The following is an 18,628-nucleotide window of genomic DNA, read 5'->3' as shown; positions in this document are numbered from 1 at the left end:
TTGCCGTCCCTCTCCCCTACTTGAAGTACTCGCTGATCTTGGACACGGAGAGGGAGGTGGCGATCTCCGCGTCGTCCTTCGCGTGCGAGGCCACGCTGTGGTCGAGGTGGTTGGAGATGTGGGCGACGGCGTGCAGCAGCGTGCGGAGCTGGAAGCCCCAGGTCTCGTGGACGGTCGCCAGAGCCGCTGCCGTACGGAACCCGTGGGCGGACAGCGCGGTCACCGCCTCCGCGCTGTCCATGCGGGCGTGGTTGCCGTCCCTCGCCAGCCTGCCGTGCAGCTCGTACGCGGCATGGCCGATCGCGCCGAGGTGGTCCTGCTTCACGGAGAGGTCGACCCCGGGGCTCCACCGCCCCTGGTCGGCCGGCACCCCGTCGAGCCGCATCGCGGCGCCTTTCGCCTGGGCCCACTCGTCCTCGAACGACATGCTTCCCCCACTCCGCCCCTGAGGAGCCGGAGTTTACGCATGCACACGGGCACGCACAGACGTACGCATCGAGTTCCAGCCGCACGTGAGGTCGTAGCGAACAAGCCACCTGGCCGAATATTCGCTTCCGCTACTGATCACATTCATTCATCGTGAACGCGGCGTGACAGCCGTGTTGCAGTCCCGTGGCGCGCCCCCGATCCCCCTTGAGGCCCTCCCCCGAGCCCCCTAACGTCTTCCTTGTCGCCACACCGACACGACCGTGTGCCCGAGTGGTTCAGGGGCTCGTCTGCAAAGCGAGTGACGCGGGTTCGAATCCCGCCACGGTCTCCAACTGTTTGATCCACATTGATCCGCACCTCTTTCACCGGGTCCGCGCCCTGTGTCACAGTCCGCCGCATGAACGATCACTTCAGACGCAGGCTGGGCACCCTCATAGGGGTCCTCGCGGCCGGATGGCTGCTGCCCGGCATCACCTTCGACGGGGAGACCGTCGACGCGGTGCTCGCCCTGATGATCACGACGCTGGTGATGGTCGTGCTCACCCAGCTCGTGTACGTCGGGCCCTCCGGGCGCGTCCCGGTGTCGATGCTCGCCGTGTTCGGGGGGATCGGGTTCGCGCAGGACGCCCTGATCTGGTGGCTGCTGTCCTGGCTGGCGCCGAAGGTCTCGCCGATGCACATCGAGGGGTGGGGGACGATCCTGCTCGCCGCGCTGCTGACGCGCGGCACCGTGCTGGCGCTCTCCCAGTTGACCTCCCGGGTGGAGATCGCTGAGACCGCGGAGGACTGACCGCGCCGGGCCGCACCGCCGCCCCCGCGGGCTCGTCCCGCCCCGGCCTCCGTCCTCCGGGCTCGTCCCGCCCAGGCCTCCGTCCTACGGGGTCGCGGCCACCGCCGCCTGGGGCCGGATAGGGAGCCGGTTGACCGGGCGGCCGGTCGCCGCGCGGACCGCGGCCGCCACCGCGGCCGGCGAGGTGACGACGGGCACGGCGCTCGCCGGCTTCGCCCCGAAGGGGGCGACGACGTCCCGCTCCTCGACGAGCTTCACGATCCGGATGTCCGGGGCGTCCAGCGAGGTCGGCAGGGCGTAGCCGGTGAGGTCGGGGTGGCGGACCAGACCGCGCGCGGTGCGCAGGTTCTCGGTGAGGGCCGCGCCGACGCCCTGGGTGACGCCGGCCTCGATGCGGGTGGCGAGCTGGGCGGGGTTGAGGATCCGGCCGACGTCCTGGGCGACGGCCATCTCCACGACGCGGACCGCGCCGAGCTCGATGTCGACGTCGACCACCGCGCGGATGGCGCAGAAGGCGAGGCCGACGAAGGCGTCGCCCTGCCCGGACTCGTCCAGCGGCTCGGTGGGGTGCGGGCGGCACTGCGCGGTGGCCCACAGCTCCTTGCCGTCCATCTCCTCGGCGACCGTGGTGGAGAGGACCCCGTCGTACGAGGTGATCTTGCCGTCGCTGATCTGGAGCAGCTCGGTCGACATGCCGAACTTGTGGGCCAGCGGCTGGAGGAGCTGGGTGCGGACCATCTTGGCGGCGCGCTCGACGGCGCCGCCGGAGACCCAGGTGTGCCGGCCGTGGGTGGCGGCGCCGGCCGGGGGCTGGTCGGTGTCGACGGGGGCGACGTGGACCTCGTCGACGCCCAGGGTCTCCTGGACGATCTGGCGGGCGAGGGTGGAGAAGCCCGAACCGGTGTCGACCGCCGCGCAGATGACGGTGGCGACGCCGTCGAGGACCCGGACGGTGGCCGTGGAGACCTCGTCGGTGCCCTCGGCGCCGAGCATGTGGACCATGCCGAGCGCGTACCCGACGCCCCGGCGGACGGCGCCGGGTTCGCCGGCGCCCTCCGGGCCGCCGGGCAGCAGCCAGTCCTCCTCGGGGGTGTCCTTGGGCAGCGCGGGCAGCGGGAAGTCCCGTACGGCTGCGAGGAGTTCGGCGACCGGGGCGGGGCAGGTGACGGTCTGCCCGGTGGGCAGCAGATCGCCGGTGGACAGGACATTGCGCATGCGCAGCTCGGCGGGGTCGACGCCGATCCGGCCGGCGAGCTTGTCCATCTGGGCCTCGTACGCGGCGCACACCTGCATCGCGCCCTCGCCCCGGACGTGGCCCGAGGGGGGGTTGTTGGTGCGGACCGCCCAGCCCTCGACGAAGGCGTGCGGGACGACGTACGGGCCGCAGGCGAAGGCGACGGCGGCGGCCAGGGACTCCGAGGAGGAGTCGGCGTAGGCGCCGGCGTCGAGGAGGATCTGCGCCTCGACCTTGACCAGCCGGCCCTCGGCGTCGGCGTGGTGGCGGTAGCGCAGCAGGGTGGGGTGGCGGTGGGCGTGGCCGAGGAAGGACTCCTCGCGGGTGGCGGTGAGCTTCACCGGGCAGCCGGTGCGCAGCGCGAGCAGGCCGAGCGGGATCTGGAAGCCGGGGTCCTCGCGGTCGCCGGTGGCGCCGGGCACTCCGGTGACGACGACCTTGACCTGGTCCGGTGCGAGGCCGAAGCAGGCGGCGGCGAGGTCGCGGTCGGTGTGCGGGTCGGTGGAGGCGGTGTAGAGCTCGACGCCGCCGTCGGGGCGGGGCACGGCGAGGCCGGCCTCGGCGCCGATGGGGGCGGGGTCCTGGCGGCCGACCCGGTAGAGCCCTTCGACGACGACCTCGCCGGTGGCCTCGGGGTCGCCGAAGGCGAGCGGGATGTGCCGGATCAGGTTGCCGTCGGGGTGGAGCGGTTCGGCGGCGAACGCCTTCTCCGGGTCGGTGACGGGCTCCAGGAGCTCGTACTCGACGAGGATGGCGGCGGTGGCGAGCCGGGCGGTGTCGGGGTGGTCGGCGGCGACGGCGGCGATGGCCTCGCCGTGGTGCCGGACCAGGCCGTCGGCGAAGACCGGCCGGTCGGCGACCCGCCGCCCGTAGGTGGCCGTGCCGGGGACATCGGCGGCGGTGACCACGGCCCGGACGCCGGGCATGGCCTCGGCGGCGGAGGTGTCGACGGAGACGATCCGGGCGTGGGCGTGCGGGGAGCGCAGGAGCGCGGCCCACAGCAGGCCCTCGGCCCAGAGGTCGGCGGCGTACGGGAAGGTGCCCTCGGCCTTGGCGCGGGCGTCGGCCTGCGGGAGGGAGGCGCCGAGCCCGAGGACGGGGGTCTCGGGCTCCGGCGCGGCCCCGGCGGCCTCCGCGAAGGGGAGCGTGGGAATGGCGGTCGTCGCGTCGCTGCTCACGCCCTGCCTCCGTCGTGCTGGTGCGGGATGCGGGGCGAGGCGTCGTCCTCGCCCGCGGTGGCGTGCTCGGCGGCGGCCCCGCGCTCGGCGACGACGTCCTCGACGGCCTGGAGCACGCCCTTGTAGCCGGAGCAGCGGCAGAGGTTGCCGGCGAGGGCCTGGCGGGTCTCCAGCTCGGTGGGGGCGTGGTTGCCTTCGAGCAGGTCGTGCACGGTCATGCACATGCCGGGGATGCAGAAGCCGCACTGGACGGTGCCGCAGCGGGCGAGCGCCCGCTGCACGTCGGACGGCTCGCCGTCCACGGCGAGTCCTTCGACGGTACGCACCTCGGAGCCGGCGGCGGTGGCGGCCGGGACGAGGCAGGAGGCGACGAGCCGCCCGTCGACCTGGACGTTGCACGCCCCGCACTCGCCCTGCGAGCAGCCGTCCTTGGCGCCGGCGAGGCCGAGCCGCTCGCGGAGCACGTAGAGCAGCGACTCGCCGATCCAGGAGTCCGTGACGGGCCGGTCGGCGCCGTTGACCCGCAGCACGTAGGAGGTGTGCGGGTGCTCGTCGCTGTCGACGGAGGTGTACGAGGTCACCGGGGCGTCCGGCGCGGCCTCGGGCTCCGCCTCGGCGGTCGCGATGGGGACGGTCGCCCCGGGTTCCGGTTCGCGCTCGGACGCGTGCTCGGACGCGGGCTCGGACCCGGCGTCCGGCCCGGCCTGGGCCTCGGCCTCCGGCGCTCCGGCGGACTCCCCGGCGGCTCCGTCCGCGTACCCCTCGACGGCTCCGTCCGCGTACTCCCCCGCGTACCCCTCGGCGGCTTCCTCGGCGTGCTCCCCGCCGAACTCCCCCGTGAACTCCGCGGCCTGCCCGGCGGCGGGCTCCTCGGCGGCCTCGGGGACCGCCCACGGCGCCGGCGCGCCGCCCGGCAGGGTCGGCGGCGCCTGCTGGTACGAGACGGGCTCGGGCGCCTCGACGGGCGCCTCCGCGTAAGGCGCCTCCGCGTAGGGCGCATCGACGCGTGCCTCGGCGACCGGCTCGGCGACCGGCTCCGTGGCGTGCCCGGCCTCGAAGTCGTGCGACGGGGCCTCCGGCACCGGCGGGACCTCCCACCGGCCCGTCCCGCCGAAGTGCCACTCCGCCGTCGCGTGCGGGTCGTGCTCCACGTACGGACGCGCCATCGGCCCGGCGGCGGACTCCTCGCCGTACCCGTGCGGCAGCGGCTCGGGCCCCTCCGTGAAGGGACCCTGCTCCGGCGCGAAGAACTCCACGCCCTCGCCGGCCCGCTCCGCCTGCGGCAGCGGCTGGAGCGGCACGATCATCGGCGGCGTGTACCCGTGGCCGGGGGCCTCCAGCGGCACCCCGTCCAGCATGAACTCCGGCGGCAGGTGGACGAAGGCGGTCGCGCCCTCGTCGTACCCCTCGCTCTGCGGGATCGGTTCCCAGCCGCCCGGCGCGGCCTGGGCCGCGGTCTCGTGCGGCTCGTGGTTGCTGGTGCTCACGACAGGGCCCTCCCCAGTGCCCGGCGGGCGAGAGTGGCGACGGTGCGCCGCAGGTGCAGGACGGCGGGCGGCAGCTGCTCGTCGCCCGGCGGATCGGGGATGCAGGCGGCGGCCACGTACTCGCCGAAGGCGGTCAGCGCCTCCGGGGCGAGCCCCCGGTCGTTGTCCCAGTCGACCAGGGAGGCGATCCAGCGCTCGGCCTCCAGCGGGCGCAGCGGCATCGGGGCGACCGCGCCGACGGCGCAGCGGACCCCGCGCCGGGCCGGGTCGAGGACGACGGCGACGGAGGCGGTGGCGCGGGCCGGGCCGGTGCGCCCGGTGGCCTTGACGAAGACCTGCGGGGCGTGGAGCAGCGGGACCCGGACGAAGGCCACGAGCTCGCCGGGGGCGAGCAGGTCGCGGCCGGCGAGGAGGTGGGAGACGGGGATCTCGCGGCTGCCGAGCGGGCCGACGACGACGAGGTCGGCCTCGAGCGCGGCGAGCACGGGCAGCGAGTCTCCGGTGGGCGCGGCGGTGACGACGTTCCCGCCGAGGGTGCCGGCGTTGCGGATCTGGGGCGGCCCGGCCGCGCGGGAGGCGGCGGCGAGGGCCGGGATGAGGGCGGCGAAGTCGGGGCGGCCCATGCGCGCGTGGGTGAGGCCGGCGCCGAGGAGGGCGTGGCCGTCCTGGTACTGCCAGCCGCGGATCTCGTTGATGCGGCCGAGGCCGACGAGCCCGGCGGGGCGGAGCTGGCCGCGGTTGACGGCCGCCATCAGGTCGGTGCCGCCGGCGACGGGCACGGCGGCCGGCATGGCGGTGAGCGCGGCCACGGCCTCGTCGAGCGAGGCGGGCAGCGTCACGGACTGCGCCGTCTGTGGTGCGTGCGTGGTCAACCCGCTGCCCCTTCCCGGTTGTCCCGGTCCGTCCCCGACTGTGCCCGGCCGCCGCGCGTGCGAGCGGGCGCACGGCGCGCCTGTGTGTGGGCGTACCGTACGTGCTCACAGGCCGGACGTGGCAACTCTGGCACATCTTCCGAGCCGTCCGGAGCGAGGGGCGGCGCGCGCCCCCTTCCGCCGGGGGGTCCGGGACACCCGGGACGCCCGGGATGTCCGCAGACACCCCCGGACGCCCCGGGACGTCCTGACAGAGAAGGTAACTCCCGTTTCGCCGCTCCCGGGTGACCCCGGGACGCGAGGTGGCTCACACGATCGGGGGCGGTCCGTCGATCGGGCGGCCGAGGAGTCCGGGGCGGCGCTGCCAGGGTGCGGGGCCGCCCGGCGGGCGGTAGGCGACGCCGAGGGCGTCGAGGCGGCGGTAGTGGGTCTCCATGCGGCCCAGGAAGCCCGCCGTGTCGCGGTCGGCGGGGGCGGGCAGCTCGGACCAGGCGACCTCGGCGAAGGCGGCGAGGCGGGGGAAGACCTGGTAGTCGACGCGGGCCCGGTTCTCCATCACCTCGGTCCACACGTTGGCCTGGGTGCCCAGCACATGACGGGCCGCAGCCCCGGAGAGGCCGGGCGGGACGGGCTCGAAGCGGTACACGTCCTCCAGGGTGCGGACGAAGCCGATCGGCACGGGCTCGTCCGCGCCGGCGTCCTGCCGGTGGTCGAGGTAGACCTGCTGCTCCGGGCACATGACGACGTCGTGCCCGGCCTCCGCGGCGGCGATCCCGCCCCCGTAGCCCCGCCAGGACGACACGGCGGCGCCCTCGGCGAGGCCGCCCTCCAGGATCTCGTCCCAGCCGATGAGGCGGCGGCCCCGGTCGGCGAGCCAGCGGTCGAAGTGGCGGATGAACCAGGACTGGAGCCCGTCCTCGTCGCCCACCCCGAGCTCCTGGATGCGGGCCTGGGCGGCCGGGGACTCCTTCCACTGGTCCTTGGGGCACTCGTCGCCGCCGACGTGCACGAAGGTCGACGGGAAGAGTTCCAGGACCTCCTCGAAGACGCCCTCGTAGAAGCGCAGCACCTCCTCGGTGGGGGCGAGGACGTTCGGGTTCACGCCCCAGGAGTCCCAGGGGGTGAGGGCGGAGGTGTCGACGACGTCGGTGTTGCCGAGCCGGGGGTACGCGGCGATGGCGGCCTGCGAGTGGCCGGGGAGGTCGATCTCGGGGACGACGGTGATGTGCCGCTCGGCGGCGTACGCGACGATCTCCCGGATGTCGTCCTGTGTGTAGAAGCCGCCGTGCGGCGTGTCGTTCCACAGCGGCGACGCCCGGTGCCCCCACTTGGAGCGGGCCCGCCAGGACCCCACCTCGGTCAGGCGCGGGTACCGCTCGATCTCGATCCGCCAGCCCTGGTCGTCGGTGAGGTGGAAGTGGAAGACGTTCAGCTTGTGCGCGGCCATCAGGTCGAGCAGCCGCAGCACGTCCTCCTTGGCGGTGAAGTGCCGGGCCACGTCGAGGAGGAGGCCGCGCCAGCCGAAGCGGGGGCGGTCGGCGGCCTCGGTGTACGGCAGCCGCCAGGTCCGGCCGGGCAGCGGCGCCCGCCGGTACGCGTCGGGTCCGAGCAGCTGGCGCAGGGTCTGGGCGCCCCAGAAGAGGCCGGCGGGGCCGCCGCCGTCGAGCAGGACGCCGTCGCCGGTCACGGAGAGCCGGTAGCCCTCGGGGCCGTACTCGCGGGCCGTCTCCGGGGAGAGCCGCAGCCGGATCGCGCCGGGTCCGCCGCCGTCGCGCAGGGGCAGGCCGGTGGCGGCGCCGAGGACGGAGCGGAGCCAGTGGGCGGTGGCCTCGGTGCCGGGTCCGGCGTCGAGGGCGGTGGCCGCGTCGAGCGGGAGCCGGCCCTCCGGGTGGGCGGCCGTCAGGGGCGCGGGGATCAGGTCCGTATCTGCCATCACGTCAGTCCTTCACCGCCCCGCCCAGTCCGGAGACCAGGCGGCGCTGTACGAGTACGAAGAAGACGAGCACCGGGATCGTCATCACGGTCGACCCGGCCATGATTCCTCCCCAGTCGTTCTCGTCGGGCTTGAAGAAGACCAGCAGCGCCATCGGGAGGGTCGATTGCGAGGTGTCGCTGATGAGGAAGGACTTGGCGAAGAGGAAGTCGTTCCAGGTCGAGATGAACGAGAAGACGCTGGTCGCCACGAGCCCCGGCAGGACCAGCGGGAAGAGGATCGTCCACAGGAAGCGGGCGTGGCTCGCCCCGTCGATCCGGGCCTGCTCCTCCAGGGCCTCCGGCACGGCCCGGACGAAGCCGCGGAGCATCCAGATCGCGAACGGCAGCGAGAAGGCGATGTGCGGCAGGACGAGCGAGCCGAGCGTGTTGAGGAGTCCGGCGTCCCGCATGAGGAAGAAGAGCGGGATCGTCAGCGCCTCGACCGGCACCATCTGCGCCACCAGGAACATGATCAGGAGGGTGGTGCGGAACTTGAAGCGGAAGCGGGTGACGGCGGTCGCCGCGAGGAAGGCGATGACGGCGGAGGCGAGGACGACGGCGGTGGCCACCAGCAGGCTGTTGAGGAAGTAGCGCCCGAAGTCCTGCTGCTCGAAGACGCGGCGGAAGGAGTCGAGGGAGGGCGAGAGCGTCCACGGCCTCGGCTCGGTCGACTGGATCTCGCCGGCCGGCTTGAAGGCCGAGAGGACCATCCAGTACAGCGGGAAGGCGACGACGACGGCGGTGAGCAGGGCCGCCGCCTCGGCGAGCAGCCGCCCGGGGCGGCGGACGCCGGGTATCCGGAAGGTGGTCACAGTTCCTCCCCCTGGCGGCGCAGCAGCCGCAGGTACACCAGGGTCACGGCGAGCAGGAGCAGGAGCATGACGACGCCGATCGCCGCTCCCAGGCTGTACTGGGAGGAGGCGAAGGCCTGCTGGTAGGCGTAGACGTTGAGGACGAGGTTCTGGCCGGCGATGCCGCCGCCGTTGGTCATCACGTAGATCTGGGTGAAGACCTTGAAGTCCCAGATGACGGACTGGATGGTGACGACGGCGAGGATCGGGCGGAGCAGTGGCGCGGTCACGGTGCGCCAGATCCGCCACTGGGAGGCGCCGTCGAGGGCGGCGGCCTCCAGGACCTCGGTGGGGACGGCCCGGATCCCGGCGTAGACGGTGACCATCACGAAGGGGAACGAGCACCAGACGACTTCGAGGAGGACGAGCGCGAAGGCGCTGTACCGCCCGTAGGTCCAGGAGAAGTCGCCGAGGCCGAGGAGCCGGTTGACCGGTCCGAAGTCGGCGTCGAAGAGGAAGACCCAGACGGTGGAGCCGGTGACGGCGGGGGTCGCCCAGGCGCCGAGCGCGGCCAGCATCAGGGCGAGCCGGGGCAGCGCCCGTACCCGGGTGAGCAGGACGGCGAGGGCGCAGCCGACGGCGAGGGTGCCGGCCACGCACGCGGCGGCGAAGACGACGGTGGCGAGCAGGACCTGGCGGAACTGCGGGTCGGTGAAGAGGGCGGTGTAGTTGCCGAAGCCCTGGAAGGAGGTGGGTTCGCCGCCGCTGACCTGGGCCTGGGTGTACTCCAGGAAGGAGATCAGGCCGAGCTGGTAGACGGGGTAGACGAGGAGGGCGCCGAGGACGGCGAGGGCGGGCAGGAGGTAGAGCCAGGGGGTCCAGGCGGAGGTGCCGTTACGGTTCCGGCGGCGGCGCGCGGGGTCTTTCGCGGTGCCCGCGGGGGCGGGCGGCGCGGGGGCGGTGAGCGTCATGCGGGTCAGCCCGCCTCGGCGAAGGCCGCGTCCATCTTCTTCGCCGCGTCGCCGGCGGCGGTCTTCACGTCCTTCCGGCCGCTGGCGATCTCCTGGAGCATCGTGGGGACGACGAGCGAGGAGTCGATGCGGCCCCAGGCGGCGGTGGCGGGGACGAACTTGGCCCCGGCGGCGAGGGTGTCGATGAAGGGCTTCACGAAGGGCTTGCGCTCGGCGGCGGCGGTGCGGACGTCGGTGAAGGTGGGCAGGAAGCCCATCGCGTCGAAGAGCTTGGCCTGGGTCTCCTTGCCGGTGAGGCTCTTCATCAGCTCCACGGCGAGGGTGCGGTGCGAGGTGGACCTGAGGACGCCGATGTTGTTGCCGCCGGCGAAGGCGGGGGCGATGGAGCCGGGGGTGGCACCGGGCAGCGGGACGACGGCGTACTTGCCCTTGACCTGGCCGGCCTCGACGGCGGCGTGGCTGAAGTCGCCGCCGATGGCCATGCCGGCCTTGCCCGCGGCGAAGGCGGTGACGGTGGCGTTGCCGCCCATCTGGGCGCAGGTGGCGGCGGGGCAGTTGTCGTCGGCCAGGAGCGAGGTGTAGGCGCCGATGCCCTTGACGGCGGCCTCGCTGTCCAGGGCGGCCTTGTAGGCGCCGGAGCCGTCCGCGGTGGCGAGGTCGCCGCCGGCGGCCCAGACGAAGGGCAGGGCGCCGTAGGTGTAGGCGCCGCCGACGGCGATGCCGTACAGCTCCGGCTTCGCCTTGCGGATCTTCCGGGCGGTCGCGACGAGTTCGTCCTGGGTCTTGGGGGCGGCGAGGCCGAGCTCGCGGAAGACGTCGGTGCGGTAGTAGAGCGCGCGGACGCCGACGAAGAGCGGGGCGCCGTAGACCTTGCCGCCGACGGTGACGGACTGCTTGGCGGTGGGGTCGCTGTCGGCGGCCTGGTCCCAGGCGGAGAACTCGGCGGTGACGTCGGCGAGTCCGCCGTCCTTGACGTAGCCGGCGGTGTCGGTGTTGCCGAACTCGATGACGTCGGGGGCGGACTTCGGGTCGTTGAAGGCCGCCTTGACGCGCTGGGCGCGGGTCTCGACGGGGATGTACTCGACCTCGACGTCCGCGCCGGGGTGCTTCTTCTCGAAGGCGGCGACGGCTTCGTCGACGACCTTCTCCTTGGGCTGGTTGGCGACCTCCTGGAAGAGCCAGACGCGCAGGGTGCCGCTCTTCTCGTCCCCGCCGGCGGCGGGTGCGGAGGTCTGGGGCGCGCAGGCGGCCAGGACGAGGGCGGCCAGCGGGAGAGCGACGGGGGCGGTGATCCGGGCAGGAAGCTTCATGGGTTCCCCTCCGAGCAAGCGTTGCAACATACGCAACGGGCGTTTCGCATTGCACAACAACAGCGGTGAGGTTAGGCGCGCCCGGCGATCACGACAAGAGGTCTCGACCACTTAGGGCCCCGGACCGGTGTCCCGCGCGGGCCCGGAAACGCGGAACGGCCCCTGTCACACGCACCGCTGGTGCGTGTGACAGGGGCCGTTCCCGACGGGACCGGAGAGGGGGCTACTTCCCCTTGCCGTCCTTGCCGCCCTTGCCCTTGTCCTTGTCGCCGCCCGAGCCCATGGACTCGTAGATCTCCTTGCACATGGGGCAGACGGGGTACTTCTTGGGGTCGCGACCCGGCACCCAGACCTTCCCGCAGAGGGCGACGACGGGAGTGCCGTCGAGGGCACTCGCCATGATCTTGTCCTTCTGGACGTAATGGGCGTAGCGCTCGTGGTCGCCGTCACCGTGGGACACCTGCGGCGTCGGCTCGACGAGGGTCCCCGTACCTGCCCCGCGCTCGGGCTCGAGAGTGCTCATGGCACCCAAGGGTACTGGGAGCGGCGGGCCTCAGTTGAGCGACGGGTCGTCCGGGTAGGTCGCGATCATCGCCAGCTCTCCGCGCTGGCGGCGGAGGACCTGGCGCCAGAGCGCCTCGGGGGTCGGCGAGGAGACGTCGCCGGGCTCGGACTCGACGACGTACCAGGCGCCCTCGGTCAGTTCGGTCTCCAGCTGGCCGGGTCCCCAGCCGGCGTATCCGGCGAAGATGCGGAGCGCGCCGAGGGCGGGGCCGAGGAGTTCGGGCGGGGTCTCCAGGTCGACGAGGCCGATCGCGCCGAAGACCCGGCGCCAGCCGAGCGGCCCCTCGTCGCCGGGGATGACGGCGAGCCCGAGGGCCGCGTCGAGGGAGACGGGACCGCCCTGGAAGACGACGCCCGGCTCGCCGGCGAGACCCGCCCAGGGGGCGAGCACGTCGCCGACGGTGACGGGGGTGGGCCGGTTGAGGACGACGCCGAGCGAGCCCTCGTCGTCGTGGTCGAGCAGCAGCACCACCGCGCGGTCGAAATTCGGGTCCGCGAGGGCGGGGGTGGCCACGAGCAGCCGTCCTGTGAGCGAGGACACCTCGGTCATGCGACACATGATCTCGCATCTTCGGCCGGGGCGGGGGTTCTCGGGCGACATCCCGGGAAAGCGGCGGAGACGGGGACGAGCCTCGCAGGTCGGGAGGGGCGGGAAGGGACGCCCCGGACGGGTGGGACCGAACAAACGGACGGTGACAGTCCGCAAGATCGCGGAAACAGACAGTGTTGTGCCGAATTCATTACATCTGCCGACCACCCAGACCGGCCCGATCGGGGTCTCATGGCCCCTTACCCTTTTCTCTGGCCACCCGACCGACGACTCCGGAACGCGAGATTCATGACCGGCACAGACAGCCATGATGTACTGCTCGTCCATGGCGGAACCCCGCTGGAAGGCGAAATCCGCGTTCGCGGCGCGAAGAACCTCGTGCCCAAGGCGATGGTCGCCGCCCTGCTCGGCAGCGGCCCCAGCAGACTGCGCAACGTGCCCGACATCCGTGACGTCCGCGTCGTCCGCGGACTGCTCCAGCTGCACGGAGTGACGGTGCGCCCCGGCGAGGAGCCCGGCGAGCTGGTGCTCGACCCGACGCACGTCGAGTCCGCCAACGTCGCCGACATCGACGCCCACGCCGGTTCGTCGCGCATCCCGATCCTCTTCTGCGGCCCGCTGCTGCACCGCCTCGGCCACGCCTTCATCCCCGGCCTCGGCGGCTGCGACATCGGCGGCCGGCCGATCGACTTCCACTTCGACGTGCTCCGCCAGTTCGGCGCGACCATCGAGAAGCGGGCCGACGGACAGTACCTGGAGGCCCCGCAGCGCCTTCGCGGCTGCAAGATCCGCCTCCCGTACCCCTCGGTCGGCTCGACCGAGCAGGTGCTGCTCACGGCGGTCCTCGCGGACGGCGTCACCGAGCTGTCGAACGCGGCCGTGGAGCCCGAGATCGAGGACCTGATCTGCGTCCTGCAGAAAATGGGCGCGATCATCTCCATGGACACCGACCGGACCATCCGGATCACCGGTGTCGACAAGCTCGACGGCTACACCCACCGGGCGCTCCCGGACCGCCTGGAGGCGGCCTCCTGGGCGTCCGCGGCGCTCGCCACCGAGGGCAACATCTATGTGCGCGGCGCCCAGCAGCGCTCGATGATGACCTTCCTCAACACGTACCGGAAGGTCGGCGGCGCCTTCGAGATCGACGACGAGGGCATCCGCTTCTGGCACCCGGGCGGGTCGCTCGACGCGATCCACCTGGAGACCGACGTCCACCCGGGCTTCCAGACCGACTGGCAGCAGCCGCTGGTCGTCGCCCTCACCCAGGCGTCCGGCCTCTCCATCGTCCACGAGACGGTGTACGAGTCCCGGCTGGGCTTCACCTCGGCGCTGAACCAGATGGGCGCCCACATCCAGCTGTACCGCGAGTGCCTGGGCGGCTCCGACTGCCGCTTCGGCCAGCGGAACTTCCTCCACTCGGCGGTCGTCAGCGGCCCCACCCGCCTCCAGGGCGCCGACCTGGTCATCCCGGACCTGCGCGGCGGCTTCTCGTACCTGATCGCGGCCCTCGCCGCCCAGGGCACCTCGCGGGTGCACGGCATCGAGCTGATCAACCGCGGCTACGAGAACTTCATGGAGAAGCTCGTGGAGCTCGGCGCGAAGGTCGAGCTGCCGGGCAGCGCACTGGTCTAGGGCCGGGAAAGGCCCTGCGGGGCCTTCTCCCGGACGAACGGAAGGGCGGCCACCCCCCGGAGGGGTGGCCGCCCTTTCGTGCGCCTACAGGCCGCTTACTTGCCCTTGGCGGCTTCCTTGAGCTTCGAGCCCGCGGAGACCTTCACGCTGTAGCCGGCCGGGATGTTGATCGGGTCGCCGGTCTGCGGGTTACGAGCGGTGCGAGCGGCACGGTGGGTGCGCTCGAAGGTCAGGAAGCCGGGGATGGTGACCTTCTCGTCGCCCTTGGCGACGACCTCGCCGACGGTCTCGGCGAGGGCGGCCAGCACGGCGTCGGCGTCCTTGCGGGTCACCTCGGCGCGGTCGGCCAGCGCGGCCACCAGCTCACTGCGGTTCATGTTGTTACTCCCGTGTTCTTCTTGCCTGTGAGGCGTGAGATCGAAGCCGATGCTGCCAGGGGCCTCGGACAGTCCCCGGAACCGGGGCTGTCTCTCGTGGATCCCTCGCGCCCTGGGGGGTCCCCCCTGGACGAAGTCCTCGGGGGAGCATCCTGCCCCCACCAGCGGCGGGAACGCCAATCCGGCACCCCCTGGGGTCACACGAAAAGCGCCGGAGCCCCCCGGCGGTGACGTGACGTCGACTCCGCGCGAACGGTGCGGAGCCGAAAAGCCACCCTAAAGGCGGGTTTACGACTCCGCGAATCGCGACACGCACGGGGTACCGCTCCCCGGTGACGTCAGGCCCCGGCGCCCGCCGCCTTCGCCGCGGTGCGGACCGCCCCGGCGACGGCGCCCGCGACCTTGTCGTTGAAGACCGACGGGACGATGTAGTTCGGGTTCAGCTCGTCCTCGGTGACGACGTCCGCGAGGGCGCTGGCCGCCGCGAGCATCATCTCGGTGTTCACCGTGCGGGACTGCGCGTCGAGCAGGCCGCGGAAGACGCCGGGGAAGACCAGCACGTTGTTGATCTGGTTCGGGAAGTCCGAGCGGCCGGTGGCGACCACGGCGGCGGTCTGCCGGGCGGCGGCCGGGTCGACCTCCGGGTCGGGGTTCGCGAGCGCGAACACGATGGAGTCCTCGGCCATCGCGGCCACGTCCTCCGCGCCCAGCAGGTTCGGGGCCGACACGCCGATGAAGACGTCCGCGCCGACGACGGCCTGCCTGAGGGTGCCGGTGACGCCCTCGGGGTTGGTGTTGTCGGCGATCCAGCGCAGCGGCGAGTCGGCCGGGGCGGCCACCAGGTCCTCGCGGCCCGCGTGGACGACGCCGTGGATGTCGGCGACGACGGCGTGCTTCACACCGGCGGCGAGCAGGAGCTTCAGGATGGCCGTACCGGCCGCGCCGGCGCCGGACATGACGACCCGTACGTCCCCGATGCCCTTGCCGACCACGCGGAGCGCGTTGGTGAGGGCGGCGAGGACGACGATGGCGGTGCCGTGCTGGTCGTCGTGGAAGACCGGGATGTCCAGGGCCTCGCGGAGCCGGGCCTCGATCTCGAAGCAGCGGGGCGCGGAGATGTCCTCCAGGTTGATGCCCGCGAAGCCGGGGGCGATCGCCTTGACGATCTCGACGATGGCGTCGGTGTCCTGGGTGTCCAGGCAGATCGGCCAGGCATCGATGCCGGCGAAGCGCTTGAAGAGGGCGGCCTTGCCCTCCATGACGGGCATGGCGGCCAGCGGGCCGATGTTGCCGAGGCCGAGGACGGCGGAGCCGTCGGTGACGACCGCGACCGTGTTGCGCTTGATGGTGAGGCGGCGGGCGTCCTCGGGGTTCTCGGCGATCGCCATGCAGACGCGGGCGACGCCCGGGGTGTAGACCATCGAGAGGTCGTCGCGGTTGCGGATGGGGTGCTTGGACGCCATCTCGATCTTGCCGCCGAGGTGCATCAGGAACGTACGGTCCGAGACCTTGCCGAGGACGACGCCCTCGATCTCCCGCAGCCGCTCGACGATCTCGTCGGCGTGCGCGGTGGAGGTCGCGGCGACGGTGACGTCGATCCGGAGCTTCTCGTGGCCGGAGGCCGTGACGTCGAGGCCGGTGACGGAACCTCCGTGGGACTCGACCGCCGCCGTGAGCTGCGAGACCGCGGTGCCGCTCGCGGGCACCTCCAGGCGGACCGTCATCGAGTACGAGACGCTGGGCGCCGTTGCCATGGCCGGGTTCCTCTGCTTTCCCTAGCTTCGTTGCTAACGCCGCCCCGGCTGATTGCCCTGGCGGCGCCCTCCGATCGTCGCACCTACCTGCCGGTAGCAGGTAATGCGGTCATTTTGTTTTCGGAAAGTAGTTTCCACCATACGAGAGTCGCGCGGGCAACAGAAGAGGCCCCGGTCATCGGAAGACGACCGGGGCCCCAACTTCGTATGTACGTCTAAGTGACACCGGCCCGCCATGCTCGCCTCGCGGCAAGTGGTCCCTCTGAGGGACGAAGGTTGGGCCCGGGGGCTTGGATCGAGCCGGTGTCACGAACCAGGCTAACAAAGCCTCCGCGAAGGTGATTCCCCCGGCGCGTGTTGACCTGGATTCGCCACCCCGGGACCCCCGTCCGGCCCTCCCCCCGGGCCCTCCGCTCAGTCCCGCAGAAGGTCCGGGACACCCGCCTCGTCGGGCAGGTCGCGCTCCCCCGCGAGCACCGTCAGCGCCTGTGTCGAACGGGTGAGGGCGACGTACAGGACGCGCAGGCCCGCCGGGGACTCGTCGGCGATCTCGGCCGGGGAGACGACCAGCGTGGCGTCGTACTCCAGGCCCTTCGCCTCCAGCGAGCCCAGCGCCACCACCCGGTCGCCCAGACCGTCGAGCCAGCGGGCCGCCTCGGCGCGCCGGTCCATGGCGACGACCACGCCGACCGTGCCCTCGACCTCGGCGAGCAGCCGCTCCGCCTCGGCGCGCACGGTCCCGGCCAGGTCACCGCCCTTGCCGACGGCGGCGAACCGCGGCTGGACACCGGTCGAGCGGACCGCCCTCGGCGACTCCTTGCCCGGCATGGCGAGGGCGAGGACCTTGGCGGCCAGCTCGGCGATCTCCGCCGGGTTGCGGTAGTTCACCGTCAGCTCGAAGCGGCGGCGCGGCCGGGAGCCCAGGGCCTCGTCCCGCGCGGCGGCCGCCTCGTCCGGGTCGGACCAGGAGGACTGCGCCGGGTCGCCGACGACCGTCCAGGTGGCGTGCCGGCCGCGGCGGCCGACCATCCGCCACTGCATGGGCGTCAGGTCCTGCGCCTCGTCGACGATGACGTGGGCGTACTCGGTGCGCTCGGCGGCGAGCCGCTCGGCCCGCTCGCGCTGGGTCTCCTCCCGTACCGGCATCAGCTCCTCCAGGCCGGTCAGCTGGTCCAGCGGGTCGTACTCCCGCTTCCGCTTCGGCCGGGCCGGGGCGCCGAGCAGGGTGTGCAGCTCGTCGAGGAGGGCGACGTCGTGGACGGAGACGCCCGGGCGGCGCAGCGAGCGGGCGACCCGGCGGACCTCGCCCGGGTTGAGGACCCGGCGGGCCCAGCGGCCGAGCCGCTTCTCGTCGGCCATGGCGTCGAGGACCTGGCGCGGGGTCAGCTCGGGCCACCAGGCGTCGAGGAAGCCGATGAAGGAGTCCTCGGTGGAGACGTCCTCGTCGAAGGAGGAGCGCAGCTCGGCGGCGAGCTCGGGGTCGCTGTGCCGGCCGGCGGCGCCCGAGCGGGCGTAGAGGGCGTCGAGGAGGAGCCGGCGGGCGCGCGGCCTCAGCAGGTTGACCGGCGCGGTGCCGGAGAGCACGTTCTGCCGGATCCGCCGCAGGTCGCCCTCCTCCAGTTCGAGGCGGCGCCCGAAGGCGACGACGCGGAGCAGCCTCGGCGTGTCGGGGCGGTCGAGGGCGCCCCGGGCCGCCTTGCGGAGCACGGCGAGCATCCGCGAGGAGCCCTTGATCCGGGAGACGGCGGGCTCGTCGTACGCGTCGGCGACGGCCCCGGCGGCGTCCTCGGCGAGGTCGCCCAGCGCGCGGATGGCGACCTGCCCCTCCTCGCCGAGGGAGGGCAGCACGCCCTCGGTGTACGAGACGAGCAGCGGGGTCGGCGAGACGATCAGGATGCCGCCGGCGTACCGCCTGCGGTCCTGGTAGAGCAGGTACGCGGCCCGGTGCAGCGCCACGGCGGTCTTCCCGGTGCCCGGACCGCCCTCCACGTACGTGACGGAGGCGGCGGGCGCGCGGATGACGAGGTCCTGCTCGGCCTGGATGGACGAGACGATGTCCCGCATGGTGTGGCCGCGGGCCTGCCCGAGGGCGGCCATGAGCGCGCCGTCGCCGATGACCGGCAGCTCGGCGCCGCGGAGGGTCGCCCGGAGCTCGGGGCGCATCAGGTCGTCCTCGACGCCGAGGACCCGGCGCCCCTTCGACCGGATGACGCGGCGGCGGACGACCCGGCCCGGCTCCACGGGGGTGGACCGGTAGAAGGGCGCGGCGGCGGGGGCGCGCCAGTCGATGACGAGCGGGGAGTAGTCGGCGTCCAGGACGCCGATGCGGCCGATGTGCAGGGTCTCGCCGATGTCGGCGGTGTTGTCGGCCCGGATGGCGTCGTCGGCGGGCTCCACGGACGTGTAGGCCCCGTCGGGCCCCTTGGCCCCGTCCTTCCCGTCCAGGAGGTCGATCCGCCCGAACAGGAAGTCCTCGAACTCGTTGTTGAGCCGGTTGAGGTGGACCCCGGCGCGGAAGACCTGGGCGTCGCGCTCGGCGAGGGCGCCGGGCGTGCCGACGTGCCCCTTCCGAGCGGCGTCGTTCATCAGGAACTCCGCCTCGTGGATCTTCTCCTCCAGGCGGCGGTAGACCTGGTCCAGATGTTCCTGCTCGACGCCGATCTCACGGTCTCTGACCGTGTCGACGGCTTCCTGCGCGGCCACTAAGGCCCC

General features: G+C 73.0%; 15 protein-coding genes and 1 tRNA gene. 3 read left to right on the top strand and 13 right to left on the bottom strand.

The window, feature by feature from the left end; all coding sequences use genetic code 11:
* Window positions 1–16 precede the first annotated feature (16 nt).
* Window positions 17–427, bottom strand: coding sequence for a hypothetical protein (locus ACF1BN_RS04105; protein ID WP_392330029.1), 411 nt, complete (start codon window positions 425–427; stop codon window positions 17–19).
* Window positions 428–685: 258 nt separating this feature from the next.
* On the opposite strand from ACF1BN_RS04105, the gene ACF1BN_RS04100 reads away from it, so the two are divergent.
* Window positions 686–760 (top strand) — tRNA-Cys (locus tag ACF1BN_RS04100).
* Between the two features lie 66 nt (window positions 761–826).
* Complete coding sequence (locus ACF1BN_RS04095; RefSeq protein WP_392330028.1) at window positions 827–1,219, top strand: phage holin family protein; 393 nt, start codon at window positions 827–829, stop codon at window positions 1,217–1,219.
* Between the two features lie 84 nt (window positions 1,220–1,303).
* On the opposite strand, the gene ACF1BN_RS04090 is transcribed toward ACF1BN_RS04095, so the two are convergent.
* The 9 genes from ACF1BN_RS04090 to ACF1BN_RS04050 form a co-directional block, all read right to left on the bottom strand.
* Entirely contained in the window at window positions 1,304–3,631 is a 2,328-nt protein-coding gene (locus ACF1BN_RS04090; protein WP_392330027.1) for a xanthine dehydrogenase family protein molybdopterin-binding subunit, read from the bottom strand.
* A complete protein-coding gene (locus tag ACF1BN_RS04085) occupies window positions 3,628–5,118 on the bottom strand; it encodes a 2Fe-2S iron-sulfur cluster-binding protein (protein ID WP_392330026.1) in 1,491 nt (496 codons plus the stop codon). The genes ACF1BN_RS04090 and ACF1BN_RS04085 overlap by 4 nt, the downstream gene beginning before the upstream one ends.
* A complete protein-coding gene (locus ACF1BN_RS04080; protein WP_392330025.1) occupies window positions 5,115–5,990 on the bottom strand; it encodes an FAD binding domain-containing protein in 876 nt (291 codons plus the stop codon). Before ACF1BN_RS04080 ends, ACF1BN_RS04085 begins: the two co-directional genes overlap by 4 nt.
* Before the next feature lie 307 nt (window positions 5,991–6,297).
* The gene (locus ACF1BN_RS04075; RefSeq protein WP_392330024.1) at window positions 6,298–7,923 is read right to left on the bottom strand and encodes a beta-N-acetylhexosaminidase; all 1,626 of its coding nucleotides are present in this window, start codon (window positions 7,921–7,923) and stop codon (window positions 6,298–6,300) included.
* 4 nt (window positions 7,924–7,927) lie between these two features.
* On the bottom strand, window positions 7,928–8,776 hold the full coding sequence (locus ACF1BN_RS04070) for a carbohydrate ABC transporter permease (protein WP_376603412.1): 849 nt from the start codon (window positions 8,774–8,776) through the stop codon (window positions 7,928–7,930).
* Complete coding sequence (locus tag ACF1BN_RS04065) at window positions 8,773–9,726, bottom strand: carbohydrate ABC transporter permease (protein ID WP_392330023.1); 954 nt, start codon at window positions 9,724–9,726, stop codon at window positions 8,773–8,775. The genes ACF1BN_RS04070 and ACF1BN_RS04065 overlap by 4 nt, the downstream gene beginning before the upstream one ends.
* Before the next feature lie 5 nt (window positions 9,727–9,731).
* Window positions 9,732–11,036, bottom strand: a complete 1,305-nt coding sequence (locus ACF1BN_RS04060) for an extracellular solute-binding protein (protein ID WP_392330022.1) — start codon at window positions 11,034–11,036, stop codon at window positions 9,732–9,734.
* Between the two features lie 223 nt (window positions 11,037–11,259).
* Complete coding sequence (locus tag ACF1BN_RS04055; RefSeq protein WP_376601058.1) at window positions 11,260–11,559, bottom strand: DUF3039 domain-containing protein; 300 nt, start codon at window positions 11,557–11,559, stop codon at window positions 11,260–11,262.
* A 30-nt stretch (window positions 11,560–11,589) separates the two neighbouring features.
* Complete coding sequence (locus ACF1BN_RS04050; RefSeq protein WP_392330021.1) at window positions 11,590–12,150, bottom strand: YqgE/AlgH family protein; 561 nt, start codon at window positions 12,148–12,150, stop codon at window positions 11,590–11,592.
* A gap of 288 nt (window positions 12,151–12,438) precedes the next feature.
* On the opposite strand from ACF1BN_RS04050, the gene murA reads away from it, so the two are divergent.
* Window positions 12,439–13,785 (top strand): UDP-N-acetylglucosamine 1-carboxyvinyltransferase, encoded by a 1,347-nt coding sequence (gene murA, locus ACF1BN_RS04045; protein ID WP_392330020.1) that lies wholly within the window; start codon window positions 12,439–12,441, stop codon window positions 13,783–13,785.
* A gap of 95 nt (window positions 13,786–13,880) precedes the next feature.
* Here murA and ACF1BN_RS04040 read toward each other — a convergent pair whose 3' ends face one another.
* From ACF1BN_RS04040 to ACF1BN_RS04030, 3 genes are all read right to left on the bottom strand, one after another.
* On the bottom strand, window positions 13,881–14,162 hold the full coding sequence (locus tag ACF1BN_RS04040) for an HU family DNA-binding protein (RefSeq protein ID WP_017237029.1): 282 nt from the start codon (window positions 14,160–14,162) through the stop codon (window positions 13,881–13,883).
* Between the two features lie 338 nt (window positions 14,163–14,500).
* A complete protein-coding gene (locus tag ACF1BN_RS04035; RefSeq protein WP_392330019.1) occupies window positions 14,501–15,916 on the bottom strand; it encodes an NAD-dependent malic enzyme in 1,416 nt (471 codons plus the stop codon).
* A 414-nt stretch (window positions 15,917–16,330) separates the two neighbouring features.
* Entirely contained in the window at window positions 16,331–18,619 is a 2,289-nt protein-coding gene (locus tag ACF1BN_RS04030; protein WP_392330018.1) for a HelD family protein, read from the bottom strand.
* Between the last annotated feature and the right edge of the window lie 9 nt (window positions 18,620–18,628).

Source organism: Streptomyces sp. NPDC014861 (genome assembly GCF_043081625.1).
In the GTDB taxonomy this organism is placed as follows: domain Bacteria; phylum Actinomycetota; class Actinomycetes; order Streptomycetales; family Streptomycetaceae; genus Streptomyces.
The sequence above is the reverse complement of the archived record's forward strand: the minus strand, read 5'-3'. Positions and strand labels throughout refer to the sequence as shown.